Source organism: Nitrosomonas sp. Is35, assembly GCF_033063295.1.
Taxonomy (GTDB): Bacteria; Pseudomonadota; Gammaproteobacteria; order Burkholderiales; family Nitrosomonadaceae; genus Nitrosomonas.
Window position 1 is genome coordinate 863,392 of sequence record NZ_JAWJZH010000001.1, and the last position, 17,025, is coordinate 880,416.

The window sequence follows — 17,025 nt, forward strand, 5'->3', positions numbered from 1 at the left end:
TTGTAAGGAGATTAAGCTTGTCGATTTCAGTCACTCCAAGAGTACACTTGAGCAGCCCGTCATCTTCGTTCAATGTCTTCGTGCGCCGAATAAGTGGAAAAACCATTATTTCACTCTACCGCAGATCGATAGTCAATATGAGAAATTATAAGGTCATTCGGATGAGGAACCCCCCACATTTTCAACCAGCAAGCAAGCCCTTGGAACATTTCAGAGCACCCGTGTGAGTTTCGATGGGATCTCGCCAGATGAAATGCCTGGCTTTTGCTTTTATTTAAATCAATCAATCACATTCGGTGAAAACCGGATAGACACAATTCGCAGCAAAATCAACACGGTGATGACAGCAATGTGCAGGCCGACTTCAACGAAGGTATATTCCTTGTACCACAGGCCGATTAGTTCGCCGATCAGCACTACCAGTGCCACATCCAGAATGAACGTGACTTTGACGCGTCCGACCGACAGGTAGGATTGCAAAATACGGACCAGTTCGAGAATCGCCAGGATCAGCACGATGTCGACGATGATGTGCTCGGCGATTTGCGCCCAGCCGTTCTTCAGAATCTCCGGCAAATTGAACAATAAATTCAGCACGCCCGCAGCAATCCACACATATAACGCTAGCATCAAAATACCCACGATGAATTGAATCGTGCGTGCATGCCAATTGCTATCGGTCAATAAGAATGCGTTTTTTTCTTTGGCAATCGATTGATTGATCATCTGATTTCTCCTCTTCGTTGAATCGCATGGGTCGCCATCTTAGCGTTGCAATGTAAAAGTTTCATGACATCCGGGCACTCCCCGGTTTCCTTGCTGGTGATGGCGGCAGCGCTGTATTAAATGACATCGAACTGTCATGAAAGTGAAATATTCAACTTGTAGTATGCACGGGCATTGTAGATGAGGGATTTATGCGTATTCATTTGGGTAAAGGAATAATCGGGCTGGGTGGATTGCTGCTGTTGCTTTCGGTACCGGCGGCAACCGCCAGCAGTTTGGAGAATCTGGCCAAATCGCTGGCTAAGATTCGCGGTGAAGTCGAGACACTGCAAACGCAATTGGACCTGGAAAAGGAAAAACATACCAGCAAAATATCTGCGCTCAATTCGCAATTGGCGGATTTGAGTGTTGAGGAAAGAAGGCAAAAACTGAGTATCGAAAAGCTGCAACATTCGATCGGTAAACTTTCCGAGAGTGCCAAAAAAGCGGAGCAATCCGGCGAAAGCCTGAAACCTGTTCTGCTGGCGTTACTGAGTGATTATAAGCGCCATATTCAAAGCGGTTTTCCATTCAAGATGGAAGATCGCATCAAAGCCATTGAGGATCTGGAAAATAATATTGCCAACCGCCTGATCGACCCGAATAAGGCGGTTAACCAAGCCTGGTCTCTCATCGAAGATGAAATTCGCCTGAGCAAGGAAAACGGGATTTATCAGCAAACCATCCCTTTGAATGGAGAGAAAGTGCTGGTGGATATCGCCAAGCTGGGCACGGTATTTCTCTTTTTCCAAACCCGCGACAATCAGAGCGGAATGGCGCGGCGCGCAGAAGATGGCAGCTGGAAATACGAGCTTGTGGATAACACGGCGGACATGGAGCGTATCAAGAATTTGTTTGATTCCTTGAAGAAACAGATACGCCAAGGCTATTTTGAATTACCGAATCCATTGAAGAAATGAAGAAAATTTTATTGATTGCACTACTTCTGCTGGTAGCGGCAGCTTCAGCCAGCGCCAAAGAAGATAAAGCGGCGGTATCCGAAAACATATCGGCCGCTGCCCCGGAAGAAAAGCCGGAAGCGGCTTCATCCAAGAAGCCAAGCGCACCGAAACAGGAAGCGGTCAATCTGGAAACCGCTTATAAGCGCGAGTTTGCTTTCCTGGAAGCGCAGAAACGTGAATTGACCGAACGGCTGAAAAGCTATCAAGCCAGCGCAAGCCGGGAGGAACAAGCGCTGAGCGGCAAAATCAGCGCGCTGGAGCGCAACTCGGTGGAGCGTTCGGCAAAAATTGATCAGTTGACGACCCAGTTATCCGAAGTGGAACGCAAAGAAGCCGTGGTCAGCGAACGCAATGATGCGCTGGAAACGACTTACCTGCAGGCGGAAGCGACCTTGAAGAATCACGGCATCGAAATGCCTTTGGCCATGAAGGAAGCAAAAGGCGATGATCAGGCCAAGATCGGTTTTGTATTCAATCAAGCATTGTCCTTACTTCAGAAGCTTGGCGCCATTCAGGCAAAACCGGGGAAATTTTTTCTCGGTAATGGCAAAGAGGCGGAAGGAACATTGATTCATCTGGGGAATATCGCGGCTTACGGGGTCAGTTCTGATGGCAGCGGCAGCTTGGCGCCCGCCGGTGGTGGAGCATTCAAGGTGTGGAAAAGCACGGGCGCGGAAAGTGCTATGGGTTTGAGCAAAAACGAGCAACCGGACACGTTACAGCTGTTTTTGTTTGAGTCGCGCACCACCGCCGTCGACGAAGCGCATGAACAGACCTTGCTCGAACACGTCGATTCAGGCGGCCCAATCGGTTGGGTTATTGTGATCCTCGGCCTCATTGGTGGATTTTTTATCCTGATCCGGATTTATTTACTGCGCTCCAACAGCGCGGATACGAAAAAGCTGTCGGATCAAATCATCCATCAGCTGGCTAAAGGTGATTTGGATGTGGCTAAGAAGCAATGTGAAGACAGCGCATCATCGGCCATTGGCAGAGTCTTGCTGTATACGCTGCGCCATTTGAAAGACGACCGGGATCACATGGAAGGCATTGTGTACGAAGCGATTCTGCAGGAATCCGGACCGCTGGACCGGCTGGGCCCTGCCATTCTGGTAATCGCCTCGGTGGCTCCGCTCCTGGGGCTGTTGGGAACGGTAACGGGGATGATTGAAACCTTTGATTCGATTACGCAGTTTGGTACCGGCGATCCAAGGTTGTTATCCGAAGGGATCGCGATCGCATTAGTGACGACCGAACTAGGTCTAGTTGTCGCCATTCCGACCTTGCTATTAGGCTCTTTATTGTCGACCTGGGCGAGAAATATCAAGCGCGATATGGAACATTCGGCACTCAGAATTGTGAATGTGTTCATGGGAAGCGCGCTCGATCCTGAGGAAGGGGATGCGCCGGGTATCAGTGGCAAAACTTTGCTAGCACAGAATGCTTGAGATGAATGTTCAAGAACTGATTGTTTGGATCAAGGAATTATTTGTTATCGGCGGGGCCGTGATGTTTCCGCTGGTGCTTTGTACCTTGTTGCTTTGGTATGGCGTTGGGTATCGATTCTGGGTCATGAAAGATCCCAAGTGGATGGGGGTGCGGGATATGGTGAAGTTTTATCAACAGCATCACGAAAAACCAGCCAGAAATATCGTGGCCAAAGCGATCAAGCAAGGGATTGATTTGCAGCAGCAACGCGTCAGAAACCTGCGGCGCCATCTGGATGCGGCTTTTTATGACTATGAGCGGGAACTGGGCAAATTTGCTTCGCTTACGCGAGTCGTCGTCCTTGTCGCTCCGTTACTGGGCTTATTGGGAACCGTGACGGGAATGATTGAAACCTTCCAATCGCTGTCGACCATGACGTTGCATTCCCAGTCGGGCGGCATTGCGGGCGGGATTGCGGAAGCCTTGTTCACCACCCAGATGGGATTGACCGTAGCGGTTCCCGGCGTATTAGCCAATAGCATTTTGAATCGGCGTCAACAGCAAATTGAACAGGATCTTTCTCAGGTCAAGGATTTGCTGTGTCACCAAACATCCACCACACATGGGAAAGCATGAAATGAGAAACAACGAACCGGCGGAAGCCGAAGCCGTGATCGATATGACGCCAATGATTGATATGGTGTTCATATTGCTGATTTTCTTCATGGTGACAGCGACTTTTGTCAAAGATATGAAACTGGAACTGGAGCGGCCCAAAGCGAGCAGTTCGGTAGTGGCATCCAGCAAGGCGATTCGCCTGTTCATCGATCGCAATGGTGACACCTTTTTGGATGGCGAACCGATCCGTGTGTGGCTGATACAAAGCAAGCTGCGGGATTTGCTGAACACGGCCTCCAGCAAAGTGGTTTTAGTGGTGACGGATGACGGTGTGCCGGCGGGAAAACTGGTTGAGGTGGTAGATCAAGCACGCTTGGCGGGTGCCGAGAGCGTGGGCGTGGCAACTAAAAAAGAAGCAGGATAAGGAGGGCAAATGGAAACGATGAAATTGAAACAACACTTGGCAGGGCTGGTATCCATGCTGTTTGGATTGATACTGGTTTTCGGTTTGATATTCTGGATGAATCATTATGCGGGAGAGACCGAAAAGAAATCCGCCCAGGAAGTGACCGATATCGCCATGGTTCGGGAAATAAAACCGGAGCCGAAAAAAGAAATCAAGAAATCAGAGCCTAAGAAGCTCTCCAAGCCTACAGCGCCCGCACCCTTTAAGGGATTTGATTCCGCCCTCTCCGGGATCGATATGGGATCGCTAGGTCTGGATGATGGGCAAGGCAGAGGTTTGGACGACGGTTTACTCGGTAAAACCGGCAACGTTGTCATGACCGCCGATCTGGTCGATGTGCCGCCCAAACCGGTGGCGCGCGGCTCTTTCAAATATCCGCCGGCAGCGAAAAAGAACGGCATAAAAGGCTATGTCGTTTTGTCTGTGCTGGTTGAAACCGATGGCTCGGTCAATCAGGTGCAAGTGCTCGAATCCAGTCCGTCGGGCATGTTTGATTCAGCTGCGTTGCAGGGCATACGCGCGTGGCACTTTGAACCGGCCAAATACAAAGGCGAAACGGTTCGTGTCTGGGCCAAGCAAAAAATCCGCTTCGATCTATCTTGATGTTTGCGATGAACAATCGATCGAACTGGCCGCTGCATTTTCTTGTTTACGTGGCTATCGCGCTGAGCTGTTACGTGCATTCCGTCCAGGCGGCGGAGAAAAAAGCGCCACCGGCCGACTTTATCGAACTGGCCGCCGTCATGTTAAAAGACGGCCATCACGACCGCGCGTTAATGGCGCTGCAAAGTGTTGACCTGGGAAACAAGAAAACCGATCTGGCCCGTTTCTATACGCTGCAAGGCCTGGCCTATTTGGGATTGAACGATCTCGGCGCGGCTAAGGACAGTTTGCAGCAAGCCGTCAAAAACGGCCAGCAAGATCCGTCGATTTTTATCTATCTGGCGCAAGTCTATTTCGGCCTCAAGGATTACAAAAAAACCATCGATGCGATCGGCAAGGCCGGGAGTCAGGTCAATAAGGATGCTGCATTGATCAGTTTAAAAGCGGAATCCTATTGGCATCTGCAAGACACCGAAGCGGCTATCCATGCGCTGAACGACGGGCAGCGGGTCTTTCCGGCCGATTTACGTTTTCTCAAGCGCAAAGTTTTTTATTTTGTCGAGCTGGGGCTTTATCAGGAAGCCGTCAAGCTGGGCAGAGACTATCTGAAGCGATCCAACGCCGGCGCTGCCGATTATGTCGCGTTTGGCAATGCATTACGGCTGAGTCGCGAGTACCAGGAAGCGATCAACATTCTGGAAATCGCGCGCCTGCAATTTCCGCAGGACGAGATGGTTGCAAAGCTGCTGGCACATACCTATCTGGATCATGGAAAACTGAATTCCGCGGCATTCATCCTGGAACAAGCGGCGTTGCTGAATCCGCAACTGCAAGCGGAAGCGGCGGAAGTTTACCGGCGCGCCGGGCGGTTTCATAAGGCCTTGACCTTGAATGAAAGCATTGGCGACCAGAAAGTTAAATTCAAGCAACGGTTGTCCATTCTGCTGGCATTGAAACAGTTCGAGCGCGCGGCCAATATGGAATCGAGTTTGTACCGCACCGGTTTGCTGGAGGATCAGGATGTCCGCTACGCGCTGGCTTATGCGTTATTTTCCAGCCGCCGCTTTGCCGAAGCCAATAAGCATCTGGATCACCTGAAGAATGCCGAATTGTTCAGAAAAGGCACCGAGCTGCGCCGTTTGATGGAAATTTGCAAAACCGAGCCATGGCAATGTACGTAATGCAATCGCTGGCAACGCTGGAATCATTCCGCGTTGTCTTTCTTTTTATACCGCCTTAACAGCCACTCCGAGACGCTTTCCTTTTCGATTAACTGAGAATTGATCTTCGCATGCAGCCGATGCGCGTGTGGAGAGGGGGCTTGATACGCCAAATGAATACAAAACTAATAAAAATTTTCCGGATTTGCTGTTTCCTCGTAATTGCTGTGATCAATACCTCCGCCTGGGGAAGCGATGAAAAAGCCGAATTCTCAATTCATCTGTTTCAGAATGGATTGCCTATCGCCGATGCCGAGTTGTCGATCAATAGCGAATCGTTCGATAAATCCAGTGCGATCCTGATTTTTGAGGCGACTCCGGCTACCTACACTTGGCGGCCGGGTAGCGATGCGCCGTTGAAAACCAATGCGAGCGGCAGCTTGGCGGGGAAATTGCCGCCCGGGTTTTATCAATTCACCATCAATACGAAAGATCAGGAATTTACTTTCGATCTGCCGCTGCGCCCGGCGGAGAATGCGCAGATTCTCGTCACTTTTTATCCGGGCAAGAAGAAACCGCTGCTGAATATCGAAAGCTCGGTGGCGGGCACGCTGGCCGGATCAGCGGCCGGTGAGGGAAGGCGCGATCAAGGCGAAGGCACGATCTCGGTTCAAGTGATATCGGCGGAAACACAAAAACCCGTCAAGGATGTGCAAGTGTTTCTGAGCGGTTTGAAAGAAAAATTCAGAACCGACGAACAAGGCCAGATCACAACAACGGTTCCCGCCGGGAGTTACAGTGTTTCGTTACTGCACAATGCTTACAGCAGCCAGACGTTGGATGACGTGAGAATTGAGCAGGATCAGAACACGCCTTTAAGTTTTAAATTGACACCGGCGGGTGTCGAATTGGCCGAATATGTGGTGCTCGAACCTCACTTGGCGGGTACGGTGGCTTCGGTGATCGAGGAGCAAAGAACGGCAACCTCCGTGGCCACGGTCTTAGGTGCAGAGCAATTCAGCCGGGCTGGCGACGGCGATGCCGCCAGTGCGCTGCGAAGAGCTTCCGGGTTAACCTTGGTAGGCGGTCAATTCATTTTTATCCGCGGATTGGGCGAGCGTTTTTCCTCAACGCTGGTCAACGGCGCCGCAGTCCCCAGCCCGGATGCGACCCGGCGCGTTGTGCCGCTGGATCTGTTTCCGACCAATATACTTGAAAGTGTCATGGTACAGAAAACCTATTCGCCCGATCGTCCCGCGGAATTTGCAGGCGGTACGATAGAAATGCGCACGCGTGGCATTCCCGATGCGTTTTTCTTCAACTTAAATCTGCAAACCGGCATGAACGACAATACGACGTTCCAGGATGGTTTGACTTATAAAGGGGGCGGGGCGGATTTTACCAGTTACGACGATGGCGCGCGTGCTCTGCCGGATTCGCTCGCCGATGCGACAAAGGATGGCGTGCCTATCAAACCGGCATCTGTTTTTAATCCCAGCGGATTTACACCCAAACAGATTGAGAAGTTTGGCGAGGATTTATCGGGCGTGTGGGATGTCGATCGGAAAAAACGCGCACCGGATACCGGTATGCAAGCATCGATGGGAGATAGTTTCACATTCGGTGATTTCCGGCTGGGGTATATCGCGGCGGCCGGGTGGAAACGCGAATTCAGAAAACAAAATGAAATCAACCGCGAATTTGTCGCTGCCGATACCGGCGACGGCAGCTTGAGAAAAGTTCAGGATTTTCGTATGCAACGCTCGTTGAGCGAGGTGCAGCTGACCGGTTATGCGGGCACGGAGTTGCATTACAAAGAGGATCATAAGGTTTTTGCCAAAACGATGTTTCTCCGCCAGGCGTTCGATGAAGCCAGAATTTCTCAAGGATTCACCGATGCGGAGACCAATGATATCCGCAGAACACGGCTGAAGTTCTTTTCCAACCAATTGTTGATGACCCAAGTGGGTGGTGAACATCGATTCGACCGGTTGAAAGATTTGTCGATTAATTGGCTGTATACCAATGCAACAGCCAACCGGGAAGAGCCTAAAACGCGCGATTACCGTTTTGATTCCGATAGGCAAGGCAACTATTTCTTTGCGCAGCGCGCGGATAACAATCAAGTGATGTATGCGGACCTGGTCGATAAGGATCAGAGCTGGCGGGTGGACGGAAAACTGCCGGTGCAACCGTCGTTCAATCACAAGATTACTCTGGGAAGCGGTTTTATTACGCAGCGTAAGACCAGGGATTCAGCTATCCAACGCTTTAATTACTTTCCGGTCGGCCGGGATGGCTTCAGTTCGGCGGTTTTATCGCAATCGTCGCTGGAAAGCATATTGCGGCCGCAGTATATCGGCGCCAACGGATTCCAGTTGCGTGACGTGACGCGCCCCAGCGATAAATACACCGCCTCCCAGGATTTGTTTTCTTATTATGGGAAAATGGATTGGTTGATGTACGACCGGATCAACATTACCGGCGGGTTGCGCTGGGAAGACAATGATCAGAGAGTCAACACTTTCACGCTGAACAATACACCTACAACCGCCCAGCTCAAGCGCGTCGATATGCTGCCATCCGTGGTGGGCACGTTGTTCTTAACCGATAAGCAGCAGCTTCGCGCTGGTTTCAGCCAAACTTTATCAAGACCAGACTTCCGGGAATTGTCGGCAGCGCCTTTTACTGATATCAATACCAATCAGGAAACTGTCGGTAATCCCAATTTGAAGCAAACATCCATTACCAACTGGGATTTGCGCTGGGAATATTACTTATCGCCGACGGAAAATATTTTTGCCGGATTTTTCTGGAAAGATTTAACCAAGCCGATTGAGCTGGTTGCGGTGCCGGGTACCGCCGGTCTCAACACTTATCAGAATACCGATAAAGCGAACATCTATGGGTTTGAGCTGGAGCTACTGAAGAAACTGGATTTTGTCCATCCGGTGTTGCAGAACTTTTATGTTGGCGGTAACTACACGTGGTCGGCATCGAATGTGCAATTGAATGCCGATAATCTGAAAGCGCAAACGACCAACGACCGGCAACTGCAAGGTCATTCCGCGCAGATCGTCAATTTCCAGATCGGCTATGACAATCCGCAATGGAAAACGCAGGCGACGCTGTTATACAACGTTTCCAGCAAACGCATCATGGCCGCCGGGGTACTGGGCGCGCCGGATAAATACGAACAGCCCGTGCATCAACTGGATTTTGTGTTTAGCCAGAATTTATACAGAGGATTGTCGATGCAAGTTTCCATGCAAAATTTGCTCGACTCCGAAATCCGGATTACTCAAGGCGATGAAGTCACCCGGGCATTCCGCCGCGGGCGCTTTTTTAACCTCAGTGTGCGCCTGGCATATTGATAAAGATTCTCAGAACCGGCATTTCATGTGCAGCGGATAAAAGCTTGCGCCAATTCAGCCAGCATTAATTTTCCTCGGGTTAAAGTGGTATCCGGCAGCGGGAAGTTTTCCGCACGGACAAACTACTTTTTACGGGGATTCCATCATGAAAAAATTCTTCCTTTTATTAGTAGCAGTTGCATTGGTTGTGATGCTCAGCGGTTTTCGCGCACCCAACGGCAACATTATTTCCAAAGGTGAGTTAGCGGATAAGCTGCTGATCAATATGGGCGAGCCGCATATCCGGACGGACTTGGGGCTGGTGCAGACTCGGGCTTTTGGCGGAATTATGTACATTAAGCGGGAAGTGTGGACCTACAAGATAGACGATTATAGCTATCGCTTCATTATCGAAAACGGACGAATCGTTGCGGATCATTGGACTAGGTTTTAACCGTTCGGATAATGATTCAAACGTTTCTCAAGGAAGTGATGTACTGCTGAGGGTTTGCATGATGACGACATATATTTTCATATGAACGTAATACCCCTGTCATGTTGGCTTGGTAGATTGGCTTACCTAAATAAAATTTTGAGGTAAGTAAATGATGTTCAAATCAGGTTCTATAAAAAAATTAATCGCGGCATCTGTTGCGTTACTGGGCACAGCCGCAATGAACGGGCACGCAGCAACCGCAACGTTTGATCCGGCAAGCGGTATTGTCAATTTACCTGTCGTGGAAGTATTGAGCGGCAGCACATCTTCATTCTACAGTGCGCAATTACAACTGAGCGGTGGCGAGCTGCAATTGATCGCAGCCAGTCCAATCGCAGCGACAACCGGACAGCGTAATGTGTTTGATTCCGATACCAGTGCGGTGCATGTTGCTTCGGTTACCGTCGGCGCGGATGATTTTTATGCTAAGTTAAAATTGGTGTCTGGATCCAATCCATTGCGTTTCACGGTGGATCAGCTGGTCAATAATGCATTCCAAGGCTGTCCAAGTTTCGCGGCGGCGGGTCCCAGTGCCGGTTCCTGTATTTTAAGCGGTGAGATTAAAACCAATGTGACGCTGACAAAAAATATCAACTGGATTCTATCGGGCGGTGTTTATGTCGGTGGCGATAACACGCAAAACGCAACCCTGACCATTAATCCCGGTACCAAGATTTTTGGTGAAGCGGGCGCGGATTATCTGTTTATCCGGCGCGGTTCCAAAATCATGGCCGAAGGAACACCGGATAATCCGATTGTAATGTCCGGCCCATTGCAACAATCGCCCGGTGAGTGGGGTGGTTTGCTGATCGCGGGCAATGCGCCGATCAACGGTTGTAATGTGGGTGTGACGCTTTGTGAGGCACCATTCGAGGCGATTACGTCGGAGTTTTTTGGCGGTAACAATCCAACGGAAAACAGCGGCGTGGTCAAGTATACGCAGATTCTTTTTGCCGGGTTTGCCGTACGTCCGGATGAAGAACTCAATGGCTTGACGCTCATGGGTGTCGGTTCGGGCACATTGATTAATTATGTGCAAGTGCATGCCGGTTTGGACGATGGCGTGGAAATGTTCGGTGGCACGGTACAAATGAAGCATTTGGTGCTGACCGAAAATCGTGACGATGCGTTCGATTGGACCAGCGGTTTCAAAGGCCGGGCGCAATTTGTCCTGGTGAAACAATCTCCTGGTATCGGTGATCGTGGTATTGAAGCGGACAACAATGAGAAAAACCACGACAGTCTGCCGCGCGCGCATCCCATTTTATCCAACTTCACCATTATCGGCCGCAATGATACCGGTGCTACCCAAGGCATCTTGCTACGCCGCGGAACGGCGGGAAATATTTGGAATTCGGTTATTACCGGATCACCGGTTTGTGTGCGCATCGATAGCGCTTCGACCTATGTTAATGCCGGTGCTCCAGGCAGTTTGACGGGTGAATTGACGATGCAGAACTCTTTTGCGCAATGCGCCCAGAATTTTGCGAATGGCGACGGCGCTACATTCTCTGTGTCCGATTGGTTCTTGTCCCAATCCGAAAATAAAGCGGAAGATCCTCTGTTGGATGGTTATTTACCCAAAACCGGTTCGCCACTGATATTGGGCGGAGCCGCAGTGAGCGATGCTTTCTTTGATGTGGTCGATTATGCCGGCGCGTTCAAGGATGCGAGCCAAGATTGGACCAAGGAATGGACCTTCCCGTTTTAACGGATACCCTTTGGAAATGTTGTCTACACTCCCCTCTATTAGTGTAGACAAAACCGCTTAACCCAAGCACTTTTACTGTTGAAGTGTCACAACGATCCGGGAGATCGGGGGCGTTCTGAATTGGGTTTATGTTTTTCTGCTGTTTTCACTTCTTCTCGTAGCACACCTCCCGGACACTGCCATCGGCAAGTTGTCCGGGAGGTTTTTTTTATGCGAAATAGGACTGTCATCATCCTGTCATGCTGGCCGGTTAAGATTTTCATCCGAGACGCGCGCTATTGATTGATTGGGAGAATATAAGATGAAATTGCAATTCGGCCTGATGCTTGCTTCTGCGGCATTACTTTTTACCACGCACGCAGGTGCCGCCGATATCACCGGTGCAGGCGCGACTTTTCCCTATCCGGTTTACGCCAAATGGGCCGATGCCTATAACAAAGCAACCGGGATCCGGTTAAATTACCAATCCATTGGTTCCGGTGGCGGCATCAAGCAAATCAAAGCCAAGACCGTTGATTTCGGCGCTTCGGATAAGCCGCTGACAGTCGAGGAACTGGAGAAAAACGGTTTGACGCAGTTTCCCACCGTGATTGGCGGCGTGGTGCCGGTCATTAACGTGGAAGGCATGCAGGCCGGTCAGATCAAATTAACCGGAGCGGTGCTGGCGGATATTTTCCTGGGCAAAATCAAACGCTGGAATGATCCCGCGATTACCGGTTTAAATGGCGATGTCAAATTGCCGGACAGCAATATTGCCGTGGTGCATCGCGCGGACGGTTCCGGTACTACATTTTTGTTTACCGATTATTTGAGTAAAGTCAGTCCGGAGTGGAAAGAAAAAATCGGCGCCGATGCTTCCGTGGCGTGGCCCATCGGTACCGGTGGCAAAGGTAATGAAGGTGTGGCCAATTTTGTGAGGCAAATCAAGAATTCGATCGGTTATGTCGAAGCGGCCTACGTTAAACAAAGCAAAATGAACTATGTGCAATTGCAGAATCGCGACGGCGCTTATGTCATTCCTGCCGAAGAGAACTTCAAAGCCGCGGCGATCAACACGCAGTGGAGCATGACCACGGGGTTTTACGAGATTCTGACCAATAAGCCCGGACAAGATAGCTGGCCTATTACCGGCGCTACTTTTGTCCTGATGCATCAATCCCAGGAAAACTCCGCGCACGCATTGGAAGTATTGAAATTCTTTGAATGGGCTTATGCGCACGGCGATGAAATGGCGTTGGCGCTCGATTATATTCCATTACCGGACGATATCGTAAAACTGATCGAGGATTCCTGGAGAACCCGGATTAAAGGCAAAGATGGCCGAGCCATTTACTAACCGGCTCAATAGCCCGCGGGAAACTCAAGATCAGAGACGGAATGTTGCTCAATGCCATGCGTAATCACCTTCTGCTAGCGGTTATCACAAAAATAAGCCTTACACGCCTGCAATCAGGCGTGGCAAAAACGATGCCCGCAACCCATACGGCAGCAAAATTGAACCGGCAACGGTTGCTTGATTGGGTATTCCGCAAAGCGGCCTGGTTTTTTACCGCGCTGGTTTTTGTATTGCTGGCGGCCTTGTTGCTTTCTTTGCTGATCGGCAGCTGGCCTGCGATGCAGGCGTTTGGTTTTGATTTTCTATTCAGTACGCAGTGGAATCCGGTCACGGAGAAATTTGGCGCGCTGGTGCCCATCATCGGTACGCTGGTTACGTCACTGATTGCGCTATCAATCGGAGTTCCGGTGAGCTTTGGTATCGCGCTGTTTCTGACCGAGCTTTCCCCTCCCTGGTTGCGCCGCCCCTTGGGAACAGCGATTGAGTTATTGGCCGGTATTCCCAGCATTATTTACGGCATGTGGGGCTTGTTCGTATTCGCGCCGTTTTTTGCGAAACATATACAACCAGGCATGCAGAGCACACTCGGAGAAATAGCTGGGATCGGTTTTTTGTTTGAAGGCGCTGTGATGGGAATTGGCATGCTTACGGCCGGTATTATCCTGGCAATCATGGTGATCCCTTTTATTGCTTCCGTGATCCGCGATGTATTTGAGGTGGTGCCTTCAATGCTCAAAGAATCCGCCTACGCGCTTGGCGCGACCACGTGGGAAGTGATTTGGCATGTGGTTTTGCCCTATACCAAGACCGGTGTGGTCGGCGGCATCATGCTCGGTCTGGGCCGCGCCTTGGGCGAGACGATGGCGGTTACTTTTGTGATTGGCAATGCGCACCAGTTGCACGCTTCTCTTTTCATGCCGGGTAATAGCATTGCTTCGGCATTAGCCAATGAGTTTACGGAAGCCGATGGTGACTTGTACACCGCCGCATTGATCGAGCTGGGTTTGATTCTGTTCTTGATCACCTTTGTGGTACTGGCTTGTTCCAAGATTCTTTTATTGCGGCTGAAAAAACGCGAAGGCGGGACTTCCTAGCGTGACATGATGATTCCGATTTATACCCGCCGCCGCATCGTTAACGCGATCAACCTGACTTTTTCCATGCTGGCGATGGCGTTCGGCTTATTCTGGCTGTTCTGGATTTTGCTGACGCTGTTCGACAAAGGACTGGACGGTATCAGCGCCGTTACTTTTACGCAGATGACACCGTCGCCCGGCGATACCGGCGGCTTGTTGAATGCGATTGCCGGTAGTTTGGTCATGGTGACGCTCGCTACGCTGATCGGCACACCGATCGGTATCATGGCGGGTACTTACCTGGCCGAATTCGGCCAACGCGGCTGGCTGGCTCCGGTTACCCGTTTTGTGAACGATATTTTGCTATCCGCGCCTTCGATCGTCATCGGTCTTTTTGTGTATACGGTTTATGTCGCCAAGGTGGGGCATTTTTCCGGATGGGCCGGTGCACTGGCGCTTGCGTTGATTGTGATTCCAGTAGTTGTGCGCACCACCGAGGATATGTTGCGGCTTATTCCAAACAGCTTACGCGAAGCTGCGATCGCCTTGGGCGCACCACAATGGAAAGTGGTTACGCTGGTTACCTGGCGCGCTTCGAGAGTCGGCATCATGACCGGGATATTGCTGGCGGTTGCGCGAATCAGCGGGGAAACCGCGCCGTTGTTGTTTACCGCGCTCAACAATCAATTCTGGAGCGCGGACATGAACCGTCCCATGGCCAATTTACCCGTCGTTATTTTTCAGTTCGCCATGAGTCCTTACGAATACTGGCAGGAATTGGCCTGGACCGGCGCGTTGTTGATCACGCTGAGTGTGCTCGGGCTGAATGTTGCAGCGCGCATTTTCATGCGTAAGCGCGATTCTTAAAATTAAAAACTCAAATGACTATCAGCTTTTCACCATCCGATGTTTGCAAGATCTCCATCAACGATTTGAATTTTTATTACGATACGTTTCATGCGCTGAAGTCGATCAGCATGCAAATCCGGAAAAATAAAATCACCGCGTTTATCGGTCCTTCCGGTTGCGGGAAATCGACTCTGCTGCGCACCTTAAACCGCATGTATCAACTGTATCCGAGTCAGATCGCCCAAGGGGAGATTGTGGTGGACGGTGTGAATATTCTCGATAAGCAGCAGGATCTGAATATGTTGCGCGCCAAAATGGGCATGGTGTTTCAAAAACCGACGCCGTTTCCGATGTCGATTTTCGATAATGTGGCGTTTGGCGTGAAGCTGTATGAATCGCTGAATCGTTACGATTTGGCCGAACGGGTGGAGTGGGCGTTACAAAAAGCCGCGTTATGGGAAGAAGTCAAAGATAAATTGAATCAGAGCGGCACCAGCCTTTCCGGCGGGCAGCAGCAACGCCTTTGTATCGCCCGCACCATCGCGGTGAAACCCGAAGTGGTGCTGTTCGACGAACCGACTTCCGCGCTCGATCCGATTTCCACGGCGCGGATCGAAGATTTGATCTTCCAACTGAAGGAAGATTACACCATCGCGATAGTGACGCATAACATGCAGCAAGCGGCGCGCGTCTCCGACTATACCGCTTACATGTATCTGGGAGAATTGATCGAGTTTGGCGATACCGATTTGATTTTTACGAAACCCAATGAGCGTGCTACGGAAGATTATATTACCGGGAAGTTCGGCTAGTTTACTTTTGAAGCACGAGCGGTAAGACATGGAAATTTAATCGCTGGTCACAGCTATCGATTTGTGGGCGAAGCAGGGTTACCCGACTAGATTTTACTAGTACATGTGTACTAATAAAAAGGGAGAAATGCTCTATGTACTTAAGCAGTTACAAAACTATAATGAAGCACGTTGTTAATGCGGTTATGTATCAATTTTGGGTTTGTAGAATTTTTAGAGTGGCATAGAAGCGTGTGTGATTAAAGTTGGCTTTGAGCAAGAATATGAATAGTCAGTTTTGTATAGCAGCCTTAAATTTACGGAGTAAGTTATGAAATTCCAATTGAAAAAGAATTACCTTGCACAAGTAGTTGCAATTGCTTTGTGCAGTACATTTGTTACTGCGGCACAAGCTGCGCCCGTTACGATTAGCGGTTTTGGCACTACCTCGGCCAGGATTGACGATGCCGGTTATTTTTCTCCATCCGGCGCGCTCGGTTTGAGCTTTATGGGCAGAGAGTATGTTAACCACGGCACTTTTGCATCCAACTGGTGGTTGAATGCCAATGGTGCTTCGGTTGCAATCGCTGATGAAGTGACTGGAAGTAATCCATTGAGTTCTTCGGCTTTTGCCATCGGTAGCAGTATTGCGGTCGTTACCAATATAGCGGGCGGCGGCGGTGGCTGGAGCATTGTTGAAACGGTAAGTATACCAACGAGCGGTCACGTTGCTGTTAAAGTGCAACTGACCAATAACACCGGTGCTACGGCCAATCATGTGCAGTGGGGTGTTGGCATTGACCCGGATCAAGGCATTCCCGGCGGAGTTGGATTCGGCACGACTAATGCAATTAACGGATTAGGAAATCTTTCTTCCGTAACTGCAAAAAGTTTGGATGGATGGGCATTAACACTGCATAACACGACCAGTGCTTCAGCATTTGCAATAGCACCATATATTGACCCTGTTAACTGCTGCAGTCCGGTTGATCCTGCTGTGATGCTGGCCGCAGCCCAAGGAATCGGCAACTACGGTTTTGCCGATCATTCCATCAATTTGGCTTATGATTTGGGTACTATCGCGAATCATCAATCCGTGAGCTTCGGTTACGAATACGTTATGGCCGTTCCGGAACCTGAAACCTATGCTATGTTGCTGGCAGGTCTCGGTTTGATTGGTTTCTCAGCACGCCGTCGCAGAATGATGTAATCAGCGGTTAATCTGCAATACCAAAAAACCACGGAGAAGTCTTATTTCTCCGTGGTTTTTTGCTTTTCAAGCATGCTGTAATGCTGAATTAAACCTCGTTTCTTCAGAAAAATGCTTCATCTTTTTGTTCCTGGATTTTAATTCGATTCTGAACCGGTATTACCAATCAACCCGCCGGAATGATTGGCTTGCGTTACGCAA

General features: G+C 50.1%; 15 protein-coding genes. 14 read left to right on the forward strand and 1 reads right to left on the reverse strand.

The window, feature by feature from the left end; all coding sequences use genetic code 11:
* Positions 1-279 precede the first annotated feature (279 nt).
* Positions 280-726, reverse strand: a complete 447-nt coding sequence (locus R2083_RS03850) for a phosphate-starvation-inducible PsiE family protein (protein ID WP_317537587.1) — start codon at positions 724-726, stop codon at positions 280-282.
* A 191-nt stretch (positions 727-917) separates the two neighbouring features.
* On the opposite strand from R2083_RS03850, the gene R2083_RS03855 reads away from it, so the two are divergent.
* The 14 genes from R2083_RS03855 (at position 918) to R2083_RS03920 (ending at position 16,824) form a co-directional block, all read left to right on the forward strand.
* A complete protein-coding gene (locus R2083_RS03855) occupies positions 918-1,685 on the forward strand; it encodes a DUF3450 domain-containing protein (RefSeq protein WP_317537588.1) in 768 nt (255 codons plus the stop codon).
* On the forward strand, positions 1,682-3,175 hold the full coding sequence (locus R2083_RS03860; RefSeq protein ID WP_317537589.1) for a MotA/TolQ/ExbB proton channel family protein: 1,494 nt from the start codon (positions 1,682-1,684) through the stop codon (positions 3,173-3,175). The genes R2083_RS03855 and R2083_RS03860 overlap by 4 nt, the downstream gene beginning before the upstream one ends.
* 1 nt (position 3,176) lies before the next feature.
* The gene (locus R2083_RS03865; protein ID WP_317530159.1) at positions 3,177-3,791 is read left to right on the forward strand and encodes a MotA/TolQ/ExbB proton channel family protein; all 615 of its coding nucleotides are present in this window, start codon (positions 3,177-3,179) and stop codon (positions 3,789-3,791) included.
* 1 nt (position 3,792) lies between these two features.
* Positions 3,793-4,197, forward strand: coding sequence for an ExbD/TolR family protein (locus R2083_RS03870; RefSeq protein WP_108699429.1), 405 nt, complete (start codon positions 3,793-3,795; stop codon positions 4,195-4,197).
* 9 nt (positions 4,198-4,206) lie between these two features.
* Positions 4,207-4,842: an energy transducer TonB gene (locus tag R2083_RS03875; RefSeq protein ID WP_317537590.1), complete on the forward strand. Its 636-nt coding sequence runs from the start codon at positions 4,207-4,209 to the stop codon at positions 4,840-4,842.
* Positions 4,843-4,850: 8 nt separating this feature from the next.
* Positions 4,851-6,023, forward strand: coding sequence for a tetratricopeptide repeat protein (locus R2083_RS03880; RefSeq protein ID WP_317537591.1), 1,173 nt, complete (start codon positions 4,851-4,853; stop codon positions 6,021-6,023).
* A 152-nt stretch (positions 6,024-6,175) separates the two neighbouring features.
* Positions 6,176-9,376 carry a TonB-dependent receptor gene (locus R2083_RS03885; RefSeq protein WP_317537592.1) on the forward strand — a complete coding sequence of 1,067 codons (3,201 nt, stop codon included), beginning with the start codon at positions 6,176-6,178 and terminating at the stop codon, positions 9,374-9,376.
* A 145-nt stretch (positions 9,377-9,521) separates the two neighbouring features.
* Complete coding sequence (locus R2083_RS03890; protein WP_317537593.1) at positions 9,522-9,809, forward strand: hypothetical protein; 288 nt, start codon at positions 9,522-9,524, stop codon at positions 9,807-9,809.
* A 151-nt stretch (positions 9,810-9,960) separates the two neighbouring features.
* Positions 9,961-11,562 (forward strand): hypothetical protein, encoded by a 1,602-nt coding sequence (locus R2083_RS03895; RefSeq protein WP_317537594.1) that lies wholly within the window; start codon positions 9,961-9,963, stop codon positions 11,560-11,562.
* Between the two features lie 301 nt (positions 11,563-11,863).
* Positions 11,864-12,898, forward strand: coding sequence for a phosphate ABC transporter substrate-binding protein PstS (gene pstS / locus R2083_RS03900; protein ID WP_317537595.1), 1,035 nt, complete (start codon positions 11,864-11,866; stop codon positions 12,896-12,898).
* A 131-nt stretch (positions 12,899-13,029) separates the two neighbouring features.
* Positions 13,030-13,992: a phosphate ABC transporter permease subunit PstC gene (gene pstC, locus R2083_RS03905; protein WP_317538967.1), complete on the forward strand. Its 963-nt coding sequence runs from the start codon at positions 13,030-13,032 to the stop codon at positions 13,990-13,992.
* A gap of 9 nt (positions 13,993-14,001) precedes the next feature.
* Positions 14,002-14,841 carry a phosphate ABC transporter permease PstA gene (gene pstA, locus R2083_RS03910; protein WP_317538968.1) on the forward strand — a complete coding sequence of 280 codons (840 nt, stop codon included), beginning with the start codon at positions 14,002-14,004 and terminating at the stop codon, positions 14,839-14,841.
* A 14-nt stretch (positions 14,842-14,855) separates the two neighbouring features.
* Entirely contained in the window at positions 14,856-15,635 is a 780-nt protein-coding gene (gene pstB / locus R2083_RS03915) for a phosphate ABC transporter ATP-binding protein PstB (protein WP_317537596.1), read from the forward strand.
* A 310-nt stretch (positions 15,636-15,945) separates the two neighbouring features.
* Positions 15,946-16,824 (forward strand): PEP-CTERM sorting domain-containing protein, encoded by an 879-nt coding sequence (locus R2083_RS03920; RefSeq protein WP_317530167.1) that lies wholly within the window; start codon positions 15,946-15,948, stop codon positions 16,822-16,824.
* Positions 16,825-17,025 lie beyond the last annotated feature (201 nt).

What these genes read in the sequence shown, in the direction of transcription:
- pstA (WP_317538968.1), top strand. Translation starts at nt 14,002, where the DNA reads ATGATTCCGATTTATACCCGCCGCCGCATCGTTAACGCGATCAACCTG.
- R2083_RS03855 (WP_317537588.1), top strand. Translation starts at nt 918, where the DNA reads ATGCGTATTCATTTGGGTAAAGGAATAATCGGGCTGGGTGGATTGCTG.
- R2083_RS03850 (WP_317537587.1), bottom strand. Translation starts at nt 726, where the DNA reads ATGATCAATCAATCGATTGCCAAAGAAAAAAACGCATTCTTATTGACC.
- pstB (WP_317537596.1), top strand. Translation starts at nt 14,856, where the DNA reads ATGACTATCAGCTTTTCACCATCCGATGTTTGCAAGATCTCCATCAAC.
- R2083_RS03870 (WP_108699429.1), top strand. Translation starts at nt 3,793, where the DNA reads ATGAGAAACAACGAACCGGCGGAAGCCGAAGCCGTGATCGATATGACG.
- R2083_RS03880 (WP_317537591.1), top strand. Translation starts at nt 4,851, where the DNA reads ATGAACAATCGATCGAACTGGCCGCTGCATTTTCTTGTTTACGTGGCT.
- R2083_RS03885 (WP_317537592.1), top strand. Translation starts at nt 6,176, where the DNA reads ATGAATACAAAACTAATAAAAATTTTCCGGATTTGCTGTTTCCTCGTA.
- R2083_RS03920 (WP_317530167.1), top strand. Translation starts at nt 15,946, where the DNA reads ATGAAATTCCAATTGAAAAAGAATTACCTTGCACAAGTAGTTGCAATT.
- R2083_RS03860 (WP_317537589.1), top strand. Translation starts at nt 1,682, where the DNA reads ATGAAGAAAATTTTATTGATTGCACTACTTCTGCTGGTAGCGGCAGCT.
- R2083_RS03895 (WP_317537594.1), top strand. Translation starts at nt 9,961, where the DNA reads ATGATGTTCAAATCAGGTTCTATAAAAAAATTAATCGCGGCATCTGTT.
- pstC (WP_317538967.1), top strand. Translation starts at nt 13,030, where the DNA reads ATGCCCGCAACCCATACGGCAGCAAAATTGAACCGGCAACGGTTGCTT.
- R2083_RS03890 (WP_317537593.1), top strand. Translation starts at nt 9,522, where the DNA reads ATGAAAAAATTCTTCCTTTTATTAGTAGCAGTTGCATTGGTTGTGATG.
- R2083_RS03865 (WP_317530159.1), top strand. Translation starts at nt 3,177, where the DNA reads ATGAATGTTCAAGAACTGATTGTTTGGATCAAGGAATTATTTGTTATC.
- R2083_RS03875 (WP_317537590.1), top strand. Translation starts at nt 4,207, where the DNA reads ATGGAAACGATGAAATTGAAACAACACTTGGCAGGGCTGGTATCCATG.
- pstS (WP_317537595.1), top strand. Translation starts at nt 11,864, where the DNA reads ATGAAATTGCAATTCGGCCTGATGCTTGCTTCTGCGGCATTACTTTTT.